Origin of the sequence: Mesorhizobium sp. M0587, assembly GCF_040320945.1 — a bacterium.
Lineage (GTDB): Bacteria > Pseudomonadota > Alphaproteobacteria > Rhizobiales > Rhizobiaceae > Mesorhizobium.
The window spans coordinates 20,573-43,380 of sequence record NZ_JAMYQP010000033.1 but is presented as its reverse complement, the minus strand read 5'-3'; the positions used below and the strand labels follow the sequence as shown (position 1 = coordinate 43,380).

Genomic DNA, 22,808 nt, shown 5'->3' with positions numbered 1-22,808 from the left:
AAACGAAAAATAGTGATCCGTCCTGGCATAGGGAACCTCGGCGATCGTGTCCGGACGACTCGACGCTACGAACCTTGTCACGAGCTGACTGGCACCACACAGGCGTTGGACGAGGAACAAAGGTCGGGGCCGCTGCCCGGCCATCTCGCATGCTTGGGCCTGTGGTCTCATCCTAGTCGGATGAAGTCTTCGGATGAAGTCTGGGGAGAAAGCTCCTGGCAGCAGAGCGGGCACCCCTGAGCGGCCGGCTTCGGCATTTCGAGAACGCAAAAAGCGGCGCGGAATGTTGCAGAGCAAATCTTCGCAGCACGGTCGCCAAAGCGCGTGGTAAGACCGCGACGGCCCAACCAGCGGAGTCTGATTTGACCATGCCTTCTTCTACCGCCACGTAGCCCGGGCAGCGAAGCTCCTCGAAGATAATGATCTGCGTCAGCAACTCACGCTGCGGCTTGGCCACATTCATCGACAGCAGCGGGTCCAGCTTCTCTCGCCAGGCGGAACTCGTCTCATCCGATCGCAGCGCCAGGATGCTTCAACTTGCGCCGAGTTTCGCAAATCACATTGCATCGGGGTTAGCGTTCGAAGGGTTCGCCGAGCGAGGCGACGCCGTTTAGCCTGAGCAGGCGGCGGTCCGCCGAGATGACACCGAGCACGATGATCGTAACGAGATAGGGAAGGCTGGAAAGCAGTTGCGACGACACGTCCAGGCCGGTCGCCTGGGCGGCGAGGCTCATCAGCGAAACCGCGCCGAAGAGGCAGGCACCCAGGAAGATGCGGCCAGCGAGCCAGGTACCAAAGACAACGAGTGCGATCGCGATCCAGCCACGTCCGGCAATCATACCGTCCGCCCAAAGCGGTGTGTACACCGCCGCCGCATAGGCGCCGGCAAAACCCGCCATCATGCCACCAAAGGCTATCGCCGCGACACGGATGGCGATGACCGGATAACCGATGGCGTGGGCAGCCTTGGGATTCTCGCCGATTGCCCTCACGACAAGGCCGACCCTCGTATAGGCAAACATCGCCCAGATCGCGAACGTCACGGCAAGGGAAAGCCATACGACGATGTCTTCGACAAACAGCCTGCCGACTACCGGGATTCCGAGAGGCCGGGAAAGGCAAGTTTCGGGAGCCCCTTGACCGTGAGGCTCTCGTAGCTGCCGAACAGCGCCGAAAGGCCCTGGCCGAGGATGCCGATCGCAAGGCCCGTGGCGACCTGGTTTGCCCGGAATCCGAGTGCCAGCACTGCAAAGACGAGGGACAGGACGGCGCTGCCGAGGCCGGCGGCAACAAAGCCCAGCAGGTGTCCACCGCCGTGGTAGACGACGATGAACGCAAGCACCGCGCCGAGGGCCATCAGGCCCTCCACGCCGAGGTTAAGGACACCGGCGCGCTCGACCACCAGCTCGCCGAGCGCGGCAAGGAGAAAGGGGGTTGCGGCTGCGAGCATGCCCGAAATGATGAACTCGACGGCGTTCATGGCTGGCTCCGGTGATGGGGGCGGCGCCACTCGACGCGGTAGCGCACGAAGGCCACAGCGGCGAGGTAAGCGAGCAGCAAGCTGCCTTGGAAGACGCGGACGGCGGCGATCGGCAAGTTTGCCGACACCATCGCATTGTCGCCGCCGATGTAGAGAACAGCCATAAAGAGCGCGGAAAAGATTATGCCGATCGGATGCAGGCCGCCGAGATAGGCGACAATGATGGCCGCATAACCGTAGCCGGTCGAGATCGAGCGGTGTCAACGGCTGCATTGGTGACCTGTTGCGGTGTTGGTGGATTCAAAACTACTTCCCAGAGGTGGCCTCGGGCACGTTTAGTGGGGCGGCCGATCTGGTTCTTGGACCGCTTCGGATCAGAACGGAACGACCGCTTTGGACCAATTGCTCCCAATAGTCGACAGTCAGCTTCCGGCCTCAGAATGTGCGAGTCTGCAAGGCGCCTCATGTCGGCCGTAGAATAAGTTCCAATCCGCAATGGTCAGTCCGCGTTCGGCCCGATGCGATAAGCCAGGATGGCTTCTCGTGGCCAGATACGGTCGAAATCTTCGAATAAGGCCAGGTTCAGCGGCTTCCGACACCGGCTCGATCACCTGCTCGGAGCCGCAGCGGCCGTCCGGTATCTGTCGTCGTCGTGATGCGCTTCAGGATTTCGGCAGGGGCCGATCCGAGAAGGTGATGTCGGTCGAATTCTTCGAGGCTTTCGCCGATCTTCGCGACTGCTCTATCCAAGCTCTCGTCGGTGCGTCCTATGAGGAACGACGTCGATATGGAAGCTGTGAAGCCTTCGGCGATTCATGCCCGGTAACCCCTTTGCCGATGACGGCGACCGTCTTCAAAGGAAGAATGCTGGAACCTCCCATACCCATCTGAGACCTGCGATGGGCTTGGTCTTGAATGTCGCAGGGGGCCCAGGCAGCCCTCTCGGGGTGGCCGAAAGGGCTGCCTTATCGGTAGACTACTCGATGACGCGAGCTTCGCCGACATTGGCGGCCGAGGGGTCGAGACCGTATGCCTTCAGCGCTTCGGCTATGGCGCCGTCCTTGCGGTAGGCTTCGACGGATTCATCTACTGCCTTCACGAGCCCTTCGTTGCTTTTGTCGAGCAGGAACGCGGTCTGAGAAGGATTCAGTGTAGCCTCGATCCGGGGATCCTGCTTCAGGACCTGGACCTTGTATTTCTGGCCCTCGTTCTGGATGACTGCGGAACCGAAGCCGTCAAGCCCGGCCTCGATGCGACCCGCATGAAGGTCCTGCGCCAGGTTGAGCGAAGACGGGTAAGTCTTGGAGCCTTCGTAGAGCTTCTCCATGTCCTGGACCCAAAGGTAGCCCTCCACGGTGCCGACCTTCTTGCCAAGGAGGCCGTCGACCGTGTCGATGCCGTCCGCGGAAGTGACCGAAAGTTGGTCGAGGTAGACCGGGGTCGATAGGGCAACAACCTTGCCGCGGGCGGCCGTGCGGTAGAACCCGCCGATGGCGATGTCGGCACGACGGGACTGAACGGCCGAGACGGCACCCGGATACGTGAATATCTCGTAGGTGATCTCGATGCAGTTCTCCTTCGCGAAGCGCTTCACGAGATCCCCGTCGATTCCGGCGACTCCGCCGTTCTTCTCGAGGGAGTAGGGGGCGGTGTTCGTCAGGGCAACTGTGAGCTTGCCAGCGGACACGGTCTCGAAAGTGTGCTGGGGCTTGCAGTCCTGTGCGGACGCGGCGCCGAGGCTCAGTGCCGTAGCAACGGCGGCTGCCGAAGTGATCTTGTACCAGTTGTTCATTATGCTCTCCTCTGATGCGAATTGATTTTGATCGCCGTTCAGCCGAGATGGCTGCCCAGCCTACGTTCGGTGTACGAGACCAGCCATCCGAACGGGACGGTGATGGCGAGGTAGAACAAGCCCGCCAGAATCAGGACATCGAGGTAGAGGTAGGTGGCGGCACCCACTCGGTAGGCGCGCGCCAGAAGCTCGGGAATGGCGATGGTGTAGGTCAGTGCCGTCGCCTGGAAGATCAGGATCGCGAAGCCCATCAGGGCAGGGACTGCGAACAGGATGCCCTGCGGTATCACCACGAAACGAAGGATATCGTTGTAGGTCATGCCAAGCGCCCGGCCCGCCTCGATCTCGCGATGAGGTACGGCGTTCAGTCCGGCGCGGAGGATTTCGCTCGAATAAGCGCCCGTCGTCAGCGCAAGTGCGATCGCGCCGGACGTAAAGGCGCTGACCGTCATGCCGGAGGCCGGGAGGCCGTAGTAAACCATCTGCAGGACGACCAGTGCAGGCGCACCGCGCCCGATCTCCACCAGGACAACTGCGAAGTATCGGAAAAGCCTGTTCTTGCTGGAAGAAACGAGGGCGAGGACCAGGCCAAAAGGCAGGCCGAAGAGCAACGCCAGACCCGCCAGTCGAAGGCTCACAAGAAGTCCCTGGAAAAGCTGAGGCGACCAGTCGACCCAGTTGGAGAGCATCTCGTTCATCTCGCCCCCCTCGCGCGCAGTCTCTCGTCCATTGCGCGCGCAAGCACGGCGACGGGTATGGAGAGGGCGATGTAGAGCAGGGCCGCAAAGATGAACGGCGCGAAACTGCCGCCTCCGCCCTGGGCATGCTGAGACGCGTACATCATGACGTCGCGCACGCCTATCGTAGACGCGACCGTCGTGTCCTTGAGCAGACTGACCATGAAGGTCGCCATCGGCGGGACCGACACGCGCAGCACCTGTGGCGCCAGGACATAGCGAAGAGTGTCGACGCGGGTCATTCCCAGCGCATTCGACGCCTCGCCCTGTCCCTTCGAAACGGAAAGGAAGCCGCCTCTATAGATTTCCGCGAGGTAGGCCGTCGAAACCAGGCCCATTCCGATGATGGCAGCCTGATAAGAGCTGAGGACAAGCAGTCCGCTGCCCAAGCCGAAGAAGATGATGAAGAGCCAGACGATGGGCGGTATGCCGCGAACGACATCGATGTAGATGCGAGCCGGAATCTTGAGGAGGGGCGAATGAGAGCGCCGCATCAGCACCAGCGGGACCGCCGCGAACGCGCCGACCGCGAACGCGCCTGCCGTAACCGTCAGCGTCGCCGGAATGCCCTTCATGAGCGCGACAAGCAGGTCGATCATTTGCGATCCACTACCGCTCGGAAGAATTGTTGGGTCCGCGGCGACGAAGGATTGCGGATCACGGCGTCAGGCGAACCCTGCTCGATGATCTCGCCGTTTGCCATCACGATCACGCGGTCGGCGACGTCTGCGGCGAAAGCAATCTCGTGCGTGACGATGATCATCGTCATGCCTTCGTCGGCCAGCTCCCGCATCACTGCGAGCACCTCGAGTCCGAGTTCTGGATCGAGAGCGCTGGTGGGCTCGTCGAACAGCATGACCTTTGGGTCCAAGGCCAGCGCGCGGGCGATCGCGATGCGCTGCTGCTGACCGCCCGATAGATGTGCGGGATACGAATGCGCCTTGTCGGCGAGGTGTACGCGTTCGAGCAGCTGTGCCGTGCGCGTATACGCCTGGGCCTTGGGACGTCCCAGCACCCGCATCTGCGGCAGCGAGATATTGCGCTGTACCGTCATGTGGGGAAAAAGATTGAAGGACTGGAAAACCATACCCGTCGACCTGCGGAGCTTGAGAAGCTCGCCGGCGGTCAGCCTATTGTCGACGGCAAAACTGAACGCACCGACCTCGATCGTGCCGGACGAGGGCTGCTCCAGCATGTTGATCGCGCGCAGCAGCGTGCTCTTGCCAGCTCCGCTCGGTCCAACGATCGCGACGACTTCGCCGCGACTGACATCAAGGGAGACGTTCTTGACGGCGTATTGACCACCGTAGGTGACATTGATGTTTTTGATACGGACGATGGTCTCTGATTCAGGCACGGCTCGGTGTCCTTGCGCTAGCGCCTTGTGGATGGAGCGCGGGGTTACGCGGCTGCTGCATGGCCGGCCGAGACGTTCCGGTCCGGTGTGGGCGCCAGCTTGTGCGAATACGGAACAGTGTTTGGCGTACCTCTCAGCACCCAGTCCGCTGTGATCAAGCCGATGACAGGGGCCAGCTGAATCCCATAGCCACCAGCGCCTGCAGCCGAGATCAAGCGGGGTTCCGATGGATCGATCGGCCCGACATATGGACGATGGTCTGCTGTAACGGGATAAAGGCCAGCCCAGCCGCGGCCGAGCCGGGCACCCGGAAGATCGGGAACGCGCTCAAGCAGCATCTCGGCGAGCGAGACCTTGGAATCTTCGTCACATTGATCGTTGAAATCGTCCGGGTTTTCGGGAACGGTGGATTTCACCTTGTGGATCTCGGCGATGAGTTCGTCCGCCTTCTCGTGACGGAAATTGAGACCCGTCCCTTCACCGTTCACGAGATCCATCACCATCGGCATCGTGTAGGGCAGGGGTTCGTCCAGTCGGATCACCAGCGCCTCGTGACGCTCGGGGCGGACGTGGAGTTCTTGTCCGAACATTGTCGCGACCAGAGGTGCCCATGCGCCTGCGGCATTGACCACGAAGTCACACTCGAGAGTGCCGCGTCCGGTTTCCAGTCGATATCCGTCGCGAGTTTTATCGACGCCGAGGAGAGCGCAAAACTGGAGGACTTTGGAGCCCAGCCCTTTCAACTCCGCTGCCAGCAGTGCGCACATCTCATGAGGGTCTAGGAAGCCGTCGTCCGGGCCGAAGATGCCGCCCGCCAGACCATCGCTACTGATATGCGGGACAAGTTGCGTCAGCTCGTCCGCCTGATAGACGCGGGATCTGAACCCGGCCTCGCGCTGGATTTCGACCGACTTGGCAAAGAGGTCCATCTGGGCAGACGTGCGTGCAAGACGCAGGTATCCGATGTGATTGAAGTTGAGGCCCAGCCGCTCCTCCCAATTCCGGATACGGCGCACGGACTGGACACGAAGCTGGATCTCGAACGGATCGGTCAACTGTGTCCCGACCACGCCGACCGAGCGCCCGCTTGAACCCGATGCGACCGAGTTCGCATCGATGACGGTGACCCGTGCACCCTGTTCCGCAAGAGCATGCGCCGAGCAAATGCCGAGCGTTCCTGCTCCGATAACGACGACACGTGGTGAGGCTGTCATTTGAATTCCGATTGCTCCATGGCTGTCATTCGATGCCTATCACTGGCACGAGGCGATGGCGGCGCTACTTCCTGGAGACCACCTCGAGCGCCGCGTCGATGGCTGTCAGGACTTCGTCCGTGTCGCCGTCGGTCATCGAAGTGGACAGGGCGAATAGGCCGTAGCTCGCTGAAAGCACGCCCCGGTCGAGCAACTCCTTGTGGAGCAAGTCAAGCTTCTTGCGCTCGGCCGCACCCGGATAGACCGAGCGGTAGTCCGTTATCGACAGAGAGGTGAAGTGGATCTTGAACAGCGAACCAAGGCCCACGCACTGACCGTCGAGGCCGTGGCGCCTCAGCGATGCCGTGATCCCGTCCCGCAGCTTCTTACCGATCCTATCCAGGTGATCGAAGTTCGCCGGGGTGAGTGCGCGCATCGCCGCCAGGCCCGCCCGCATCGTGATCGGGTTTGCGGTGAACGTGCCGCCATGGGGCAGGGCGGGCTTCCCGCGCGTGGGATCGAAGACCGCCATGACCTCGGCGCGGCCGCCGACCGCGCCAACAGGAAAACCGCCGCCGATGATCTTTCCGAGTGCGGTCAGGTCCGGCTTGATGTCCCAGAGGCCTTGCGCCCCGGAATGGCCCAGCCGGAACGAGATCACCTCGTCGAAGATGACCAGCGATCCGGCGGCGTGCGCGATCTCCACCATCGCAACGAGATAGTCCTTGCGAGCGGGGATCAGTCCAGCGCGGTTGGGCATCGGATCGATCAGGACACCAGCGATCGTCTCGCCGTGAGCGCCAAAGACGGCTCGAAGCGCTTCGATGTCGTTGAACGGAACGGCGATGACATCGTCCAGGACGCCACGTGGAGTGCCCTTGGCGTAGGCGGTCGAGGCTGGGAGATCACCCCAGTTACTCGGCGAGCTGTCGAGGCTGACCTCCGCGAAGTCATATGAACCGTGGTAGGCACCCTCGATTTTGACGATCTTTGACCTGTCAGTGAAAGCCCGGGCGGCCTTGATCGCCATCATGACACCTTCGGTGCCGGAGTTGGCGAAACGGACCTGCTCGACGGAGGGAAGTCGCTCGACAAGCAGTTCGGCCAGCTCCAGCTCGCTTTCGGTCGGAGCGCCGAACGCTGTGCCGTGCGACATCTGGTCGATGACCGCGGCCGTCACGTCTGGGTGCGAGTACCCGTCGATCATCGCGGTGAAATTGTTGATGCAATCGTAGTAGACGTTTCCGTCTACGTCCCACACACGGCAGCCTTCTCCGCGTTGCGCGTAGATCGGGAACGGATCGATGAAGACGGTCGTCCGGGTGTTGCCGCCCGGCATGACCTTGCGGGCCCGCTCGAACATCTCGCGGGATTTGGGCATGGACTCTGGATAATGGCGCATGATTTGCGAAACCTTTGCTGGGGTGGCCCGGGTCGCGAAGAGCCGCGATCCGCAGTCCGATCACCTGGTCATGATGGTGTGGCTCTGCTCGCGCAGGTACTGCGGCAGGAACCAGGAGCCGAGCCCGCCCTTGCCACTGACGCCAGTTCCCTTCCAGCCACAGAACGGCTGCGCGCCTGGCCATGCGCCCGTGGTGGCTCCGCTTGCGCGGTTGGCATAGAGAACGCCAGCTTCCGCCGCATCCAGGAACCGCTGCAGCTCGGCTTTGTCCTCGGTGAAGATGCCAGCCGAAAGGCCGTACGCTATGTCGTTGCCTTCCTCGATCGCGGCGTCGAGGCTTTCGAAGCCGCGCACCACGACAAAGGGCATGAAGAGTTCTTCGCGGGTCAGGCGACCGGGCCCGTCCAGTTCGGCAATGGTCGGCAGGACGTAGTTCTCCGCGAATCCTTGACCGAGAGCGGCGCCGCCAAAATGGACCTTGCCAGTCGTTCCGGCTTCGAGGACGGCGGCCTTGAAACGCTCGACCGTTGCATCGCCGTAGATCGGACCCATGAAGGTCTCCTTCTTGCGCGGATCACCCACGACAAGCTTGCTGGAAAACGCGACGAGCTTATCGATGAACTCGGCTTTGACCTTCTCGTCGACGTATACGACCGAGCACGCTGAGCACTTCTGTCCCTGCAGTCCGAAGGCCGACCGGGCGACGCCCTGGGCCGCGCGCTCGAGATCCGCTTTGCTTGTCACGTATGCCGGATTCTTGCCGCCCATCTCAGCGATGACAGGCTTCATATGCGGTAACGTCGCCATATGGCGCAAAATGCTCATTCCGGTCTTGTGCGATCCGGTGAAAGCAACGCCATCGATACCTTCGTGCGTCGCCAGGAAACGACCGACTTCTCCGTCGCCGACAACGATGTTGAACACGCCTTCAGGAAGACCAGCTTCCCTCAGCGTCTCGGCGATGATGAGTCCGGTCAGCGAACAGCCCGGGGACGGCTTGTAGACGACGGCATTGCCGGTCAACAGAGCGCCGGAAACCATGCCGATGGACAAGGCGAGCGGGAAATTGAACGGCGCTATGACCCCGAACACGCCGTACGGCTTCATGAAGCTGGTGGCAGTCTCGTTCTCCACCAGTTCGTTCATCGGTCGCACGAAGCCGTTGTTCGCCCTCAGTTCGGAGGCGTAGTAGTCGACCATGTCGACGCATTCTTCGGCCTCGCCGATCGCTTCGATGCGGGACTTGCCGATCTCGTAGAGCGCGGCGAGGCCGAGATCGTACTTCCGGGTGGCAAGTGCTTCCCGCCAGCGTGCTCCGAATGCAAGGCGCTGATCGAGGGACGAGCGGTTCCAGATCTTGGCCCCGGTCCGGGCAGCCTTGATCGCCGACTCCACATCAGCGGTCGTGGAGACCGGAAACTGGCCCAGTGAAAGCCTCGCATCGATCGGACTCGCCAAAGAACTTCTCGCACCGGTGGCGAAGGGCGTCGACCATTCCCGTCCCAACACGTCACGCTCGAATCCAGGAATGAGTGCGTCGAGGTGGGAGTGCACGGGCGAGAAATCGACGCCGATGTTCGAATAGGTGACACGTGGAATTGCTGGCATTCAAATTCTCCGAAAATCGGTCTATGACCCGATTAACAGGATTTAAAAGCGAGTCAATTGCAGATGCCGTAAATCGGTACTTAATCCGGATTTCGGTCTTATTTTTCGTTTGCATGGCAGGACGCTTTATCGACCGATTTCGTCGGGAAGCCTTGCCCGCCTACCTTGCGTCGCACGATAAGGTTCCCGTAGTTGTGTACTGAATTCTGTGGATGGTGGCTTTGAACACGAAATCGAACAACCAAGGCTTCAAGGACAGTCCGCTCGAGCGGTACATTTCGATCATGGAAACGGTGGCGCCGTTCGAACACGGTCTGACGGCCGTGGAACTTGAGACGGCACTCGGATTGCCGAAGACCACGATCAACAGGTTGCTGAACGCACTGGTCGAAAGCGGTATGGTCAACGCAGACACGGTCCGCAACCGTACGTATCGCCTTGGCGACCGTGTCCTCAAGCTCTTGCAAATGTCGCCGGACAGCAGTTGGCTCGTGGCTTTGGCAAACAAGCCGCTGCAGGACGTAGCCGATGCGACAGGGCAGTCCGCCTTCCTGTCGAAATTCGATGGCAACGAAGTTCACTCGATCACCTGCGTCGCGCCCGACACTCCCGTGCGCACCTACGTGATGCCGGGCATGGCGATGCCGGTGAACGCGACCGCTTCGGCCAAAGCTATCCTGGCGTATCACCCGAACGAGATCGTGAAGAAGATCCTCGCGACGGAGTCGCGTACATACACCGACAAAACCAAGACCAAGATCGCGGAGCTTATGAAGGAACTGGCCGAGGTCCGTGCTCGCGGTTACGCCACCGATCTTGCGGAACACGTTCCCGGTCTCGGTTCGATAGCTTTCCCGATCCGTCCGGCCAACGGGAAAGTCACCTATGCCGTTGGTCTGACAGGGCCATATGGCCAGATCATCGACCGCAACTTCGATAAGCATTGCGCTGCGCTTGCTGACGCTGCGCAACGGATAGCGAAGCTGGTTCAGATGCGTAGCCCGTCGTCGAGCGAGGTCTAGCGACCTATCCGACCGCCCCGGCAGCGGTGACATCGTCGTCGACATTCCCCTTCGATGACCTCGAACGGCCTGCTGCCGCCAGCAAGAATGACGCGGTGGGACGTTCGAGTTCATCCTGGGTCGGTCTCCTGTCGCGCTGATTGCCTTTACCAACGAGGCCAAGCCTCCTTAGGGCAATACGCTCGAGATCGACTGGTTCGACCTTGACGGGCAGACCGTGCACCGCAGCGGCATGAGCCAGAATAAGTTTTACAAAGCCGATGTCGATGCCGAGAGTCATCGGTCCGCCACCTTGGGCGGCCCGGTCGCGATCAAAACAAATGAGCCGTTCGCGATCGAGAGCCGCGATGTTGCACTTCCCCAAATGTCTAATGGAGCATATCGAGGGCTGCGGCCTTGGAGCGGCGAGGGGGCTTGCCTACATCGCACATATCGTCGATATGAAGTCGATGAGTTCGCCGAAAGTTTTCAGGCGCGCTATACGGGACTTGGTCGGCGTCTCACCGCGATCGATTTGGCGCTCGGTTTCGGTTGCCCAGCGTCGTCTCAGCGCAGGAAGGTCTCGCTGACGTAGCGACCTTTGCGACGAACTTGATCATGCCAGGTTCTAACGATTTGATGTTAAAGAAAAAATGCTGAAAAAACAAGGTCATAGAGTGGCCGTGGCGCCTATGATGGACTGGACGGACTAGAGGCTGCGTGCCTTGCGTTGCAAGGATTTCAGCGGTGCTACAAAACCTCCGTAGCATATCCGTAGCATTTTATCACGCCGCTCTGGTGTTCCATGCGGCAACGGCGGCAGCCTCCCCGGGCTTGTATAAAACAGCCAGTGCGCTGGGCAACCCTCGTTCGAGCAGCCGAGGGTGAAGTAGTCCCCATGATGGTCGCCCTTCCGCTCAAGGCGGGCGGGCTGGCCGTCGAAGGGGCATGGCAGGAGGGACGGATCTTCGGTCACCACTGCCCCTCCACCTCGAACCGCGCAATCTGATTGACCACGGATTCTTCCAGCATGCTGTAGTTGAACTCGATCCGGTACCATTCTCCCGGTGCGGTATTGTGAGCATGGTCATACTGCTGGTCTTTCCTTGGAGTTCGTGGAACTCCGCAGCTTCTGAGCGCCCCATGTGCCGCCTCCTGTTGTCCCAAGGAAAGCGTTGTCGCCGGCGACGAGATCAACAAGCCTTCCACCCGTATGCGGCCCCGTGGACAACCTTCCGCTGGGGTAGACAGCCGGGCCGGGCTGCATCCAAAATGGCGGGTTGGAGGCTTGGTGATTCGCGCGATGTCCGTTTACCCCCGGCTGGAATACTGCATGAAGGACGTCCGTGCGGCCGGGGTCAGGCTGGCGGGCAAGGTCCATTTCGACGGCCACAACCTCGCCGAGGCCGTCGACATCTTCACCGTCGCCAACTCCTTTCGGGACTCGCACATCCTCCCCATGCGCAGCGTCCGCGCGTCGGTGCGCAGCCACATGCGGCAGGCCTCGATAACGGGGGACATGGCCTCCCGACCCAAGCGCATGTCCTCTATCCGGCGGAAGCTGGCGGAGACCACCATCAGGCTCGACCAGATGCAGGACCTCGGAGGGTGCAGGGCGATCCTCAACGACATCGACGGCGTGAACAGGCTCGTGGACCGCGTCCGCGAGCGCTTCCCGCACGCGATCCGCCGGGAGTGGGACTACATCGAAACCCCGAAGGAAGATGGCTACCGCAGCCACCACTTCTCGCTCGAGTTCAAGCCTGGCCAGAGGGGAGACGAGTCCTACGCAGGACGGCGTATCGAACTGCAGGTGAGGACCCGGCTTCAGCACTCGTGGGCGACCGCGATCGAGGCTGTCAGCCTCTACAGGAACCAGGACCTGAAGCATCACAAGGGAGACGCGAACTGGCTGCGCCTGTTCGCGCTATCCTCCGCCGAGTTCGCGCACGTCGAGCGCCGTCCGCTCCCGGAGGGCGTGCCCGACCGCGCGGAGCGCCTTCGGGAGCTGAAGGACCTGAACACCCGGCTGGGCGCGGTGAGCATGCTCGAGAACATCAAGGCGGCCACGCACTTCGCCGAGAACTTCACCTACGACCGCGGCCATTATTACCTCCTGCGCTACAGGCCCGACCACACGGTCAAGATCGAGACGTACGGCGACATGTTCGCCGCCACCAGCGCGCTGGGTCTCGCCGAGAGGGCGATCGAGGCAGGCGAGAGCCAGGAGTCGGTCGTCCTCGTCGAAGTCGACAAGATCGACAAGCTGGTCTCGACCTACCCCAACTACTTCGGCGACGTCAGCCTGTTCATCCGGAACCTCCAGCTGGCATGCAACGGAAGGCCGGGCATCGAATACACCGTGGCGCCGCAGGACGTCGTTCGGCCGCAGGAAGTCGAGAAGCCTGACTTCGGCGCGCTCTTCAGGCGATACACCCGGTGGATCGAACCTCGGCGCTGAAGGAGCAGGTTTGATGATGGCCGAAAAAATTCCTCGCGCCGCAGAGCTGCTCCCAGACATCTTGCTGATGACGAGCGATCGACCATTCTCGAAGACCCTGATCCCGGCTGTAGCCGAGATGCATGGCTTTCCCCGGGACATGCTGGATGTGGCGAACCCGCCAGGGACGAACTGCACTTTCAGGGCAAAGGCAGATGCGGCCATGGCCTACCTGCATCGCTCCGGATTGGTCGTCCGGGACGGGAAGAAGGGCCCGCTCATCATCACCGATGACGGTTTCGATTTCTTGCGAGAACTCACTCCCAAGGCCATCCGGAAGCTGTCGGCAGAGATTGAGCCCAAGATCAAACGCATAAAAGGGAAGACGAAGCCAACGCCAAAGAAGCCGGTCATCACCCCACAGCAGCCCCAGCAGCGGGACGTCACGAAGACACCCGCCGTGAGGTCGCTGGAAGATCGCATCGAAGAAGCCAAGCGACTGGCCGATGGAAGGCCTACCCCGGGACAGAGGGCGACGAGGAGGGCCGCGAAGGCAGCAGCTAATTTCCACGATATGCCGCTCGACAAGCTGCACATCGTCTGGACCAACGCTCAGGATAAGCTGTCGCACCCCAAGGAGGAGTTACGGCTGGCCGCGAAGGAGGTTCTGACAGCCATCGAAAACGAAAGAGAGCGGAGGCGACCAAATGCGTCATCCCCGCTGCCCGGCGGTGGATACTTCCGGTGGCCAACGACGGTGGCCGAGAGCGGCAAGGGCCAATTGAGTTTCGAGGCCGATGCGTTCGGCGTTCTGGCGGAGACAGGGTACAGGGTAGGACGCACGCGGGGAGAGCCAGAGACTGCCAGACGCAGGACGCTGGCACGGCTTTTCATGGTGGAGGTTCTCGATGCTCCAACCAGCCTCGAATGGGCTGCGCCAGGCACCGACGGCCGTTTAAGGAAGATGGCCTACACGATCGCCGCGCTTACCAGAAACGCCAAGAGGCGGGGCATACTCATGGAGTACGCCGTGGCTGATTGGGAGAGCGATCTCAATTACCTGCACGACACCTACTACGTGGGGCGGTTCGATTTCCCCTGGCCGGAGACCGGAGCAGGGGGGATCACCCGATCCGGCCGTTGAGCTTCCTGCAGTCCTCGTAGGCAGCTTCCTTCAGCGCGTCGATGTAGTCGGCCAGGTGCTGGATGTGCACGCCGCGGGCAGCCTTCTGCGAGCCTTCAAGCTTGACGACAGGAATGGCGATGTCGCCGGCGCCGACCTTCCGCAGGAACTTCTCCGGGGTCAGGTGGCTGAAGTAGTCCCGGCAAACCTGCTCGACGGGAATGATCGCGACGGCGCCGTATTGGGCCATCAACAAGAATTGGGTACTGAGGCGCGCTGCGGCGTTCATGACGGGTCCTGTCGCAGCCCAGAAGGACTGCTCTCGTAAGATGCTGTCTGTGAAACCTTTGAGCGTCGAGCGCCCTGTGCCGCCGCAGCGGCCCCGGCATGCCGGGAGGTTGACAGCCCCACTAACCAGACCGCATTCGCGATAGGCTCAGGACGTCGATGGACAGTGAAATAGCCGGCACGAAGGGGTCGCGCAAGTGAAAACGACGCCGCGATCAAGAACTTAAACCTTGTTTCTTACAGAATGCTCACATGTCCCTGGCGGTCGCGAACGCTTGCCTGAAGATTTCAGTCCTTGGATTTTCGCCGGCGGAATCGACGTCAGCCGAACGAAGGATTGAACTCGGAACATGTGGATGGCCGGCCTACGCCGGATCCTCACGTCAGATCGGCACGCGGTTGATCTTGATTGCCACGAGGCGTCGATGCGCAAGCCGACCGCTTCACGCCGGTCGGCACAAAGGCCTCGACCTCGAGCCTGCCATGGTCATTGCCGTTCTCGCACTTGATCCGGAAAGCGAGGGAGTCGACGTCGCCGAAGATCTGGATGAGATCGGAAGGCGCATAATTGTGCAGCCGCTTGCAGTACCGGCATCGCACGCGCACCAAGCGCATCGTGTCGTTCAGCTTGGATAGCGGAAAGTCGCGGTCCTTCGGCGCGTAGGTCTCGGGCATACCCTGAAATGAGGAACATATTCCTGTTGGTCAAGGGCTCTTGGTTCTATTGTTCTCTTTTGTTCACTGTCGGCAAAATTGGAGACATAGCTAAGAGTCCAATGCGAAAAGGACTCGCTCGAAATCGTGCAAGGATCGAAACCTTCCAGATCGGAAGGATCAAAGCTGTGCATAACTTTGGGGTGGCGCTCCCACCGCTTGCGCGAAAGTCAAAAACCCACGTGCGGCGGCTGGTTCACAGCGTCTGATGATTCGGTTTCGAATGCAAGGGCCGGAAATTAGACCGTCATGTCCTCAAGAAATTCCGATCCAGGCGCGATTCCAGAGACGAACAGCCTGTCCCGACCCCTGGTGGCGGCGACATAGAGAAGCTGCCGTTCCGTGGCGATGACCTCGTCGAGTTCGAACTCGTCGGCCACGTCCGCCACCCGGGCAGCGAGTGGCAGAATACCTTCGTCGCAGGCAACTACAAGGACGGCCCGGAACTCCATTCCCTTGGCCATGTGCATGGTCCCGACCAGCGCCGCTGCGTCTTCGCCAGGTTTTCCGGAGGAGATCGTCCGGTACGGCAACGCTGCAGCCTCGGCGATGGCACGAGCGCGCGGAAGCTCGGCGGCCGAACGGACGAAAATAGCGATCTGATCCGCCGTCATGCCGTCTTCGAGCGCCTCGCGGATGAAGGCGGTAGCCGCCTTCCGCTCTGAATCTTGATCATTGGCGATGACGACCGTCGGCTCCAGCCCTTCGAAGACGGATACCGTGCCCCGGCGGTCTTCCTCGAACCCATCGATATCGCGGATCGTCTTCGGGATGAGCCGATCGGCCATCGCTCGGATCTGATGCGATGTGCGGTAGTTGACCTTCAACGTGGATGAGCGGCCGCGCAAGTCGATTCCCAGGCCTTTCCAAGAAAACGGCTGCTGGAAGATCCGCTGGCCGATGTCGCCGGCAAAGAAGAGCGCGTCAGGCTTGTCGGGTGCGATAGCCGCGAGGAAGCGTAGTTCCGGCACGCCGAGATCCTGTGCTTCGTCGACGACAATGTGGGTGAAGGGTTGTTCGGTTCTCGCGGAATAGGTCTCGGTCACGGCGGCGAACAGCGAAGCTGGAGTGAATAGCGCCTGCTGCCCGAGGGCATCACGGATGCGGGAGAAGACCTGCCACAGCGCGTTGCGTTGCTTCCGACCCAGGCGGTTCTTGCGACCCATGCGCGGCACCGCGGCGTAGGCATCGGCACTATCGATCCGCCAGGCGTCGATAACGTTCTCCCATTCGGAGATCAGGAACCGAGCGGAAAAGTCTCGCACTCCCGCATCGTCCGCCGCTTTTTCGATCATCCCGCGTACTGTATCGCGCTTCGCAATATGCGCCTTGCGCCCGGTAGTTAGCGCAAACAGTTCCTCTGCGATCCTGCGGAAGGATGCGACGGTGACGCGGTCGTCAATTTCGGCGCGGCCGCCGGAGAGCACCGCCAGCTTACGCTGGAGCGCAGCTGCCAGCGGATCGGAGAAGGTGGTCAAGAGCAGGCGAGCATCTGGATCGAGGCGAAGAATCCGCATTACTCGGTGAAGCGCGACGACCGTCTTGCCCGTGCCGGCCGATCCGGCGACGCGCGCTGGGCCGGAATAGTCGTGCTCGACGACGCCGCGCTGGAGAGGGTGCAGGAAAACCGCCCACCTCTCGAACGGCGCGTCGAGGGCGGCCTGCAGTTCCTGGAGCCCTTCGAGAACGCGGAAGCGGCGCATCGTGTCCGGATGCGCCATCGGGTCTTCGACGGGCGCCGCTGCAGGCTTCAAGGTTCCAGTCGCGGCGTATTCGAGTAGTGCCTCCGCCGCCTCTTGCGGCAGACGGGCAGCAAGCGCGAAGAAGGAATCTTCGGTCGCCTCGGCGACGTCGGAAAGCCAGTCCGTGGGAACGCCGACAGAGAGCAGGTCGTCCTGCGCCAGTTTCGCGAAGATCGGTGCGGCTGAAACAGGCGGCTCCTCTTCTGTAGGGGCGACATCGAACGGCAGGTCGGCCTGTTTGAACGCGGTCGTCGCCGGCAGCGCGATCTCCTCGACCAGTTCCCGCACCTCGACGATCTGCATTGCACCAGTCGTCGGGTGTGCCTCGATGCGCCGCCGTACCGCCCAGGAGTAGGCGTCATCGTGATGGCCGACATAGGCGAGCATCAGGCTTCCGCCCGCCTTGTGCACGATGATGCGGATGTCGCGGGAAACCCGGACCGACCAGAAATTTGGATCCTTGGACTTGTCGATACGGTGAAACTGCAGCCCAGGCTGATCGGGATTCGCCTGCAGATCGAATGCCGTCAGCTTCGCCTGCTTCTGCTCGTCATTGGCGAGTTTTGCGAGAGCGGCGGTGAAGCTGTCGGCGAGGATAGTGGGCATTGCGGTCTATCGCGCGCTGCTGTCATCGGGTTCGTATTCGGCGCGCCGAACCCGGACCACAAGGCGGTCAAATCTCAGCCGGTCGATCTCCTGCCTGAGGAGTCTTCCGGGACTTGTTAGATCTGCTCCTATGCCGTTGCCCGGGCGAACAACCGTTATATGTGGTTGGAAATGCCGCGCCCCGAATGCATTGCGCATCCGGTTGCTCGGCTCTCGCACGCCGAGCACTTCGGGTGTTTCGAACCTGTAAAATCGTGCTCGGACCTCTTCGATGGGTTTCGTCGCGCCACCAGCGCGTCGCACCCGCAAGCCGACGGGCAAACCGTTTGGATCAAATTCTGGCCGGGGATTCTCGCCACCAGGTGCCATTACCATCAATCTCAACTCGGAGGACGAGACCTCGATGTCGCAAGATTCTTCGATATCTTGTAATCCAGCAAGATACCGTCGCGAATGATAAACTGTTAGGTGCATCCGCCTGATGATTTTATTGCGCCTGATTTTAAGCGTATCGCCGAAAAAACTTCGTAGCTCGCCTTCAGATCGATCCGAGAGCATTAGCATCGCCCAAACGCTATCACGATGCCTGAATGTTGACGTACTTGGCGATGCCAGGGAGGCACCGAGGGGAACGGACTGCTCGTTCTCATCGTCCTGACGTCTCGACAGAGCAGCGCGAAGCTTTTCTCCAATACGGCCCGACATCATGCGCGGAGGAGCCCTTCCGTCAGCCACTTGTCAGAGTCCGGATAGCGGGTGCCGAGGAGGTATAGGCCACTGTGTACATCCAGAAGGTCCCACCCGGCGCAGCCTTTGGCTAGATCCTCCATCAGGCCGGTGTTCGCGTGAATAGCCCCGGGTTCGAAGGACTCGTCATCGAGCTCACTCCCCTCGGGCTTTCTCGACAGAATGTGTGTCTGATGCAACATCGTAAGCGCCAAATGGATCGGGCCTCCCGGCGGAAGCATGACTTCGGCGGTCGTCATCGCACTCTTCAATGCGTCGTTGGACATGAGCGCTACCATGAACATGGCCGTTGCATTCCAACTCCCAATGTATTTGGGGCGGTCCTTTGAGAGGATACGACCGAGCCAGCGCTCCTGTGCCGATCGCATCCCTTTGAGGCTGGACGGCAGGGTGTCGGGGAATGCAATAGTGGAGAAGATCTGATAGCCGCCCTTGAGGGATTGCTCAACGGGCAGCGCGCCTCGTTCATAGTGGTAGGCTCTGGCGATCTTGAGATCTTCGTCGTTGAGGTTTTCGAGACAGTTGACTGCAGCGACTAGGTAATCGTCGTTCAACATGGCCAAATGACCCCAGGCTACTCCGACCGCAAAACAAACGTGCCACGGGTTGCGGTCTGAGCAGACATCTAGCGCCTGATCTATTTCTTCCTTTGCCAGCTTATTTAGCTGTTGACCGCTATCCTTAAGCAGCTCCTGAACCCGAGTGCGAGCGGGACCACCCTTGATGCCACCGCCTTTGGTACAAAGTTCTGCGAACACCCTTTGAGTGTGGTTGAGCGGTTTCGGAAGAGAGAACTTGCCCATATCACACCCCAAACACCTTCAGCACTTCATCGCCGAAATGATTGATCACCTTGACCGCGATCCTGCCCGTGCTCGGCCTCTGAAACGGTCGGGAGATGTCGGAATAGAGTGTTTGCCAGGCTTCCTCGTCGATCTCGGCCTTCAGTGCCGTCTTCAGCGATTTGTAGGGATCGTTGGCGCCGAGGAAATAGGCGTGGCGGACGAAGAAGCTCTCCTCGTTGTAGTCGGTGTCGATGAACCAGGCAGCGATGCCCTTCACGTCGTCGGAGCGGATCTCGCCCGTCGAGGGATCGAATATGTCGACGCCGTTGACCTTCACCCGCAATTCGCCCTGCGCCGTTTCGATCAGGTCGACATCCGGCTCGCCGAAGACGACGAAGAGGTTGCCCTTGCCCGTGTTCTTCAAATCCTCAGCCATGTGCAGGTCGGGATTCATGCGCGCCTTCAGGACGGCCAGCGGACCGAGCCTGTTCAGGTCACTTGCCTGGGCTTCGAAGTTGAAGGCGCAGGCGATCAACGCGTCGAAGCGGGCATCGGAAGCCTCGCGGGCGGCGGCCGTGATCTGGCTACGCGTCAGCGTGCCGAATTCCGGACCGATCAGGATTCCTGCGCGTTTTTCCCGGCCGTCCCCGTCATTGTAGCGGCCTTCCGCGGCAAGGAAATTGCCCGGCCAGGGTTCGACCGAATTGAAATGGATCGTGTCGCGTTTCTCCTGTTGATGCACCCCGGCGCTGCGCAGATGGTCGAGCACCATCTGGCCGAAGTCGATCTCCGGCACGTTTTTCGGGTCGGGTTGCATGCCACCTTCTCCGGCGCGGATTTCGCTGGCCAGCGTGTCGTCGCGCGCGGTGACAACGCGGTGCGGCGACAGGCTCTCGACCGTGAACGGTCCGGCGACGCGCACCTTCGACTTGTCCTCATAGGGGCGGTCGTAGAGCATCTCGACATCGGCGGCGCGGGCAATCGAGGCATCGATCTCCCTCTGGCGCGCGATGCGGCCTTCCCACCAACCCTTGTGGAGGTCGCGCACGCGGGCGCTGACCAGCCCGGACTTGGTGGCGCCTTCCTTGCCGTCCAGCCACTGGTCGAGATCACGCGGGATTTGCCACTCCTCGAATCCTGAAGCGAGCTTCTCGTTTAGCTCCTGCCGCAGCGGCTCCAGCACACCCTGCCAACGTTCCCAGATCACGTCGATCTCGGCGTTGTTGGCGATGGATTTGAGCGTGATGTGCGGCGCGCGCTCGTAGATGAATCCCTGGCGGATATCGCGGGACATTGGCGCTTGCGTCTGGATTTTTCCCGATACCTTCTGTTCCTGCGCGTGGCCTTCGGGGCTGTCGGCGAGAAAATAAAAGGGATAACGGGCCGACATCAGCCTTGTTCGGGCGAGCGCTAGCGCCACTCGGCTTGTGTCGATGGTGATCCAGCGCCGGCCCCATTGCTCGGCAACGGTCGCCGTTGTACCGGAGCCGCAGGTCGGGTCGAGCACGAGATCGCCCGGATCGGTGGTCATCAGGATGCAGCGTTGGATCAAAAGTTCCGAGGATTGTACAACGTAAGTTTTATCCTCTCTGCGGCTCGAAAACTTAACGTCGTCCCAAACGTTGTTCACTGGGAACACAGGATAGTCTTTGAAGAACCGGACATAGCGCAGCCCTGAACCACGCGGCTCTAGACGGCTCGCTTTGAGAAGTCGCGAAAAGCCCAATTCACCTGTCTTCCAATATCCATTTCCGGGTGTGTAAGGCTTGCCTTGAAAGTGTACAGGAAAGGAGCCGGGAGGGCGGTTGGAGGTCGTATTGTCCTTGGCGAAAATCCGGAACTGATCATTTAAGACACGCCATTCGGCCTGCGTCGTTGCACGGGGTATGGAAACCCTTTCCAGCTTGTCGTCCTGATAGGAGGCGTACTCCCCCATCATGCTGGCGGTGGGTTGCTTTTCCTCCAGTGGCTGCCGGAATTTTGCAGCGCGACGACTCCTCGCATAGTAAATGACATAATCCGTACTTGAGGAGAGAAGCTCTGCGGTTTGGGCACTCGTCTTCTCCACGGTGATTAGTGCGACGAAGTTCTCCTCTCCAAAGACCTCGTCCATCAGCGCCCGAACCAGGTGGACGTTTTCATCTCCGATTTGCAAGAAGATGCTCCCACTCTCCGTCAGCAATTCCCGCGCGACCATGAGCCGGTCGCGCAAATAGGTGAGGTAGGAGTGGATGCCGTCCTTCCAGGTGTCGCGGAACGCCTTCACCTGTTCCGGCTCGCGGGAAACGTCCTCCTTCTTGCCGTCCTTGACGTCGCGCGATTGGGTCGAAACCTGCCAATTCGAGTTGAACCTAATGCCGTAGGGCGGGTCGAAATAGATGCACTGCACCTTGCCCCGCATCGCCTCGCGCTCGGCCAGGCTCGCCATCACCTGCAAGGAATCGCCGAGGACAAAACGGTTCGTCCAGTGCTGCGAATGTTGGTAGAACTCCGCGCGCGCTTCCGCATCGGTGATGCCGTTGAAATCGGAAAAGAAGCTTGGTTCGTCGGTCTTCTCTTCACGCGCCTTGTCGGACCTGCGCCGCAGATCGTCTATCACGTGCCTCGGGTGAATCGCTTCCTGCCGATAGATTGGCGGCGCGTTGACGACGAGGTCGGACCAGTCCTGCGAATCCTTGCCTTTCCAGACGAGTTGGGCGTCGCCAATCTCGATCTCACCGGTCTCGGCAAGCTTGCGCATCTGGTCCTTGGTGATCCTGATCTTCACGCCGTTCCAGACAATCTGTGGGTCGAGGTCGCCGTCGCGTTCGCGCGTGGTGCCTGCCGCCAGCGGCCGCGCGCGCGCTAGCGAAATGGAATGATCCACGCTGCCCAGGATCTCTTCCTGCTGCTCGAACAGCGAGGCCATTTCGGCGGTCGGATTGTTGATCCGCCGCGCCTGATCGTGGGTAAGCGCGTCGATATTCTTCTGCGTCGGCGTCTTTGCCATAGGGCAGTCCAATCAAGGTCGTCAGAGAAATTTCTTTATGAGGAAGTGATAGACGGCAACGATCTCGTCGTCGCGCTCACGCTCGATGCCCTTGATGGTGAAGTCCGTGACTTTGCGAATGATCGAGCCGCTTCCCTTGCTCGACCCATTTCTGACCACGCCATCCTTGATGTTGCCGTTCCTGCGCCTCGCGATGAGCCGGTCCGGATCACGCCGTCCTTGACATTGCCCAGCGCCGCGCCGGATCCAGGCGACGATCCCTTGCGGATGATCCCATTCTTACCCAGCGCGGTGCCGGAACCGATGGATGAGCCGTCACGGATCACGCCGTCCTTGTAGTTTGCCATATTCCCCCCCCATGTGGTCCATCTGAATATTTAGATCACCAGTCCCGTCAATGTCGAAGTTGGTATTTATGCGCCATTAGGTAGCAACCGCCACCAACGAGCCTTGGGGCCCTGTGCAGGTGCAAACCATGTCCTAGTTGTCGCTGGATTTTGAAATGCGCCAGTTTTCGTGGCGCGACGGTTTGAAAAAATGAACAAACTTGTCGCTTTGGGTGACTATTCGCACGCTTGAAACTTCAGGAATCTCTTTGGTAAAGAACGCTCCAATTTCTGGCAAAGAAGGTATATCGTCGGTGTTGATCAACAACATCGCATGCGGGGGCATTAATCCCCATATGATCGCCTTACAGCTAAAACTACTTTTGAACTCATCATTCCAATCCATAGCCATGCTCCATTACCAGAACCAACCTAGTGATATCATGGTTAGGATCCTGTAGTCCGTCAGCTTCTTTTG

At 60.5% G+C, this 22,808-nt stretch carries 19 protein-coding genes and 2 pseudogenes; 4 read left to right on the top strand and 17 right to left on the bottom strand.

Translation table 11 applies throughout. The annotated features are described in order from the left end of the window. Positions 1-572: 572 nt before the first annotated feature. Together NKI49_RS24940 and NKI49_RS24935 are read right to left on the bottom strand one after the other, a co-directional pair. A pseudogene (locus tag NKI49_RS24940) lies at positions 573-1,480 on the bottom strand (ABC transporter permease). Next, positions 1,477-1,737: pseudogene (locus NKI49_RS24935) on the bottom strand (ABC transporter permease); the annotation flags it as partial. The pseudogenes NKI49_RS24935 and NKI49_RS24940, both read right to left, overlap by 4 nt. A gap of 439 nt (positions 1,738-2,176) precedes the next feature. On the opposite strand from NKI49_RS24935, the gene NKI49_RS24930 reads away from it, so the two are divergent. Continuing rightward, entirely contained in the window at positions 2,177-2,371 is a 195-nt protein-coding gene (locus NKI49_RS24930) for a hypothetical protein (protein ID WP_352695802.1), read from the top strand. An 85-nt stretch (positions 2,372-2,456) separates the two neighbouring features. Here NKI49_RS24930 and NKI49_RS24925 read toward each other — a convergent pair whose 3' ends face one another. The 7 genes from NKI49_RS24925 to NKI49_RS24895 all read right to left on the bottom strand — a co-directional run bounded on the left by NKI49_RS24925 (position 2,457) and on the right by NKI49_RS24895 (position 9,569). Beyond that, positions 2,457-3,272, bottom strand: coding sequence for a substrate-binding periplasmic protein (locus NKI49_RS24925; protein WP_352605088.1), 816 nt, complete (start codon positions 3,270-3,272; stop codon positions 2,457-2,459). A gap of 38 nt (positions 3,273-3,310) precedes the next feature. Then, entirely contained in the window at positions 3,311-3,970 is a 660-nt protein-coding gene (locus NKI49_RS24920; protein ID WP_352605086.1) for an amino acid ABC transporter permease, read from the bottom strand. Further along, a complete protein-coding gene (locus tag NKI49_RS24915; protein WP_352605084.1) occupies positions 3,967-4,608 on the bottom strand; it encodes an amino acid ABC transporter permease in 642 nt (213 codons plus the stop codon). The genes NKI49_RS24920 and NKI49_RS24915 overlap by 4 nt, the downstream gene beginning before the upstream one ends. After that, entirely contained in the window at positions 4,605-5,366 is a 762-nt protein-coding gene (locus NKI49_RS24910) for an amino acid ABC transporter ATP-binding protein (protein WP_352605082.1), read from the bottom strand. Before NKI49_RS24910 ends, NKI49_RS24915 begins: the two co-directional genes overlap by 4 nt. A 44-nt stretch (positions 5,367-5,410) precedes the next feature. Then, on the bottom strand, positions 5,411-6,580 hold the full coding sequence (locus tag NKI49_RS24905) for an NAD(P)/FAD-dependent oxidoreductase (protein WP_352605080.1): 1,170 nt from the start codon (positions 6,578-6,580) through the stop codon (positions 5,411-5,413). 64 nt (positions 6,581-6,644) lie between these two features. Beyond that, positions 6,645-7,961: an aspartate aminotransferase family protein gene (locus NKI49_RS24900; protein WP_352605078.1), complete on the bottom strand. Its 1,317-nt coding sequence runs from the start codon at positions 7,959-7,961 to the stop codon at positions 6,645-6,647. 60 nt (positions 7,962-8,021) lie between these two features. Continuing rightward, positions 8,022-9,569 carry an aldehyde dehydrogenase family protein gene (locus tag NKI49_RS24895; protein WP_352605076.1) on the bottom strand — a complete coding sequence of 516 codons (1,548 nt, stop codon included), beginning with the start codon at positions 9,567-9,569 and terminating at the stop codon, positions 8,022-8,024. Between the two features lie 221 nt (positions 9,570-9,790). On the opposite strand from NKI49_RS24895, the gene NKI49_RS24890 reads away from it, so the two are divergent. Continuing rightward, positions 9,791-10,591: an IclR family transcriptional regulator gene (locus NKI49_RS24890; RefSeq protein WP_352605074.1), complete on the top strand. Its 801-nt coding sequence runs from the start codon at positions 9,791-9,793 to the stop codon at positions 10,589-10,591. Positions 10,592-10,595: 4 nt separating this feature from the next. Here the strand turns inward: NKI49_RS24890 and NKI49_RS24885 are convergent, their stop codons facing one another. Next, positions 10,596-10,871 carry a hypothetical protein gene (locus tag NKI49_RS24885; protein WP_352605072.1) on the bottom strand — a complete coding sequence of 92 codons (276 nt, stop codon included), beginning with the start codon at positions 10,869-10,871 and terminating at the stop codon, positions 10,596-10,598. Between the two features lie 1,032 nt (positions 10,872-11,903). Between NKI49_RS24885 and NKI49_RS24880 the strand changes: the two genes are divergently transcribed. Together NKI49_RS24880 and NKI49_RS24875 are read left to right on the top strand one after the other, a co-directional pair. Continuing rightward, on the top strand, positions 11,904-13,031 hold the full coding sequence (locus NKI49_RS24880) for a RelA/SpoT domain-containing protein (protein WP_352605070.1): 1,128 nt from the start codon (positions 11,904-11,906) through the stop codon (positions 13,029-13,031). A gap of 13 nt (positions 13,032-13,044) precedes the next feature. Further along, positions 13,045-14,154, top strand: a complete 1,110-nt coding sequence (locus NKI49_RS24875; RefSeq protein ID WP_352605068.1) for a hypothetical protein — start codon at positions 13,045-13,047, stop codon at positions 14,152-14,154. Here NKI49_RS24875 and NKI49_RS24870 read toward each other — a convergent pair. The 7 genes from NKI49_RS24870 to NKI49_RS24840 form a co-directional block, all read right to left on the bottom strand. Continuing rightward, on the bottom strand, positions 14,135-14,422 hold the full coding sequence (locus NKI49_RS24870) for a pyocin activator PrtN family protein (RefSeq protein ID WP_352605066.1): 288 nt from the start codon (positions 14,420-14,422) through the stop codon (positions 14,135-14,137). The two genes, NKI49_RS24875 and NKI49_RS24870, sit on opposite strands and share 20 nt — an antisense overlap. 377 nt (positions 14,423-14,799) lie before the next feature. Beyond that, complete coding sequence (locus tag NKI49_RS24865; protein WP_352605064.1) at positions 14,800-15,096, bottom strand: hypothetical protein; 297 nt, start codon at positions 15,094-15,096, stop codon at positions 14,800-14,802. Between the two features lie 278 nt (positions 15,097-15,374). Beyond that, on the bottom strand, positions 15,375-17,483 hold the full coding sequence (locus NKI49_RS24860) for a 3'-5' exonuclease (RefSeq protein ID WP_352695800.1): 2,109 nt from the start codon (positions 17,481-17,483) through the stop codon (positions 15,375-15,377). A 704-nt stretch (positions 17,484-18,187) separates the two neighbouring features. Continuing rightward, positions 18,188-19,033 carry a hypothetical protein gene (locus NKI49_RS24855; RefSeq protein ID WP_352605060.1) on the bottom strand — a complete coding sequence of 282 codons (846 nt, stop codon included), beginning with the start codon at positions 19,031-19,033 and terminating at the stop codon, positions 18,188-18,190. A gap of 1 nt (position 19,034) precedes the next feature. Continuing rightward, on the bottom strand, positions 19,035-22,004 hold the full coding sequence (locus NKI49_RS24850; RefSeq protein ID WP_352605059.1) for a site-specific DNA-methyltransferase: 2,970 nt from the start codon (positions 22,002-22,004) through the stop codon (positions 19,035-19,037). Positions 22,005-22,025: 21 nt separating this feature from the next. Next, a complete protein-coding gene (locus NKI49_RS24845; RefSeq protein WP_352605057.1) occupies positions 22,026-22,163 on the bottom strand; it encodes a hypothetical protein in 138 nt (45 codons plus the stop codon). Positions 22,164-22,484: 321 nt separating this feature from the next. Then, positions 22,485-22,736: a hypothetical protein gene (locus NKI49_RS24840; RefSeq protein WP_352605055.1), complete on the bottom strand. Its 252-nt coding sequence runs from the start codon at positions 22,734-22,736 to the stop codon at positions 22,485-22,487. Positions 22,737-22,808: the final 72 nt, after the last annotated feature.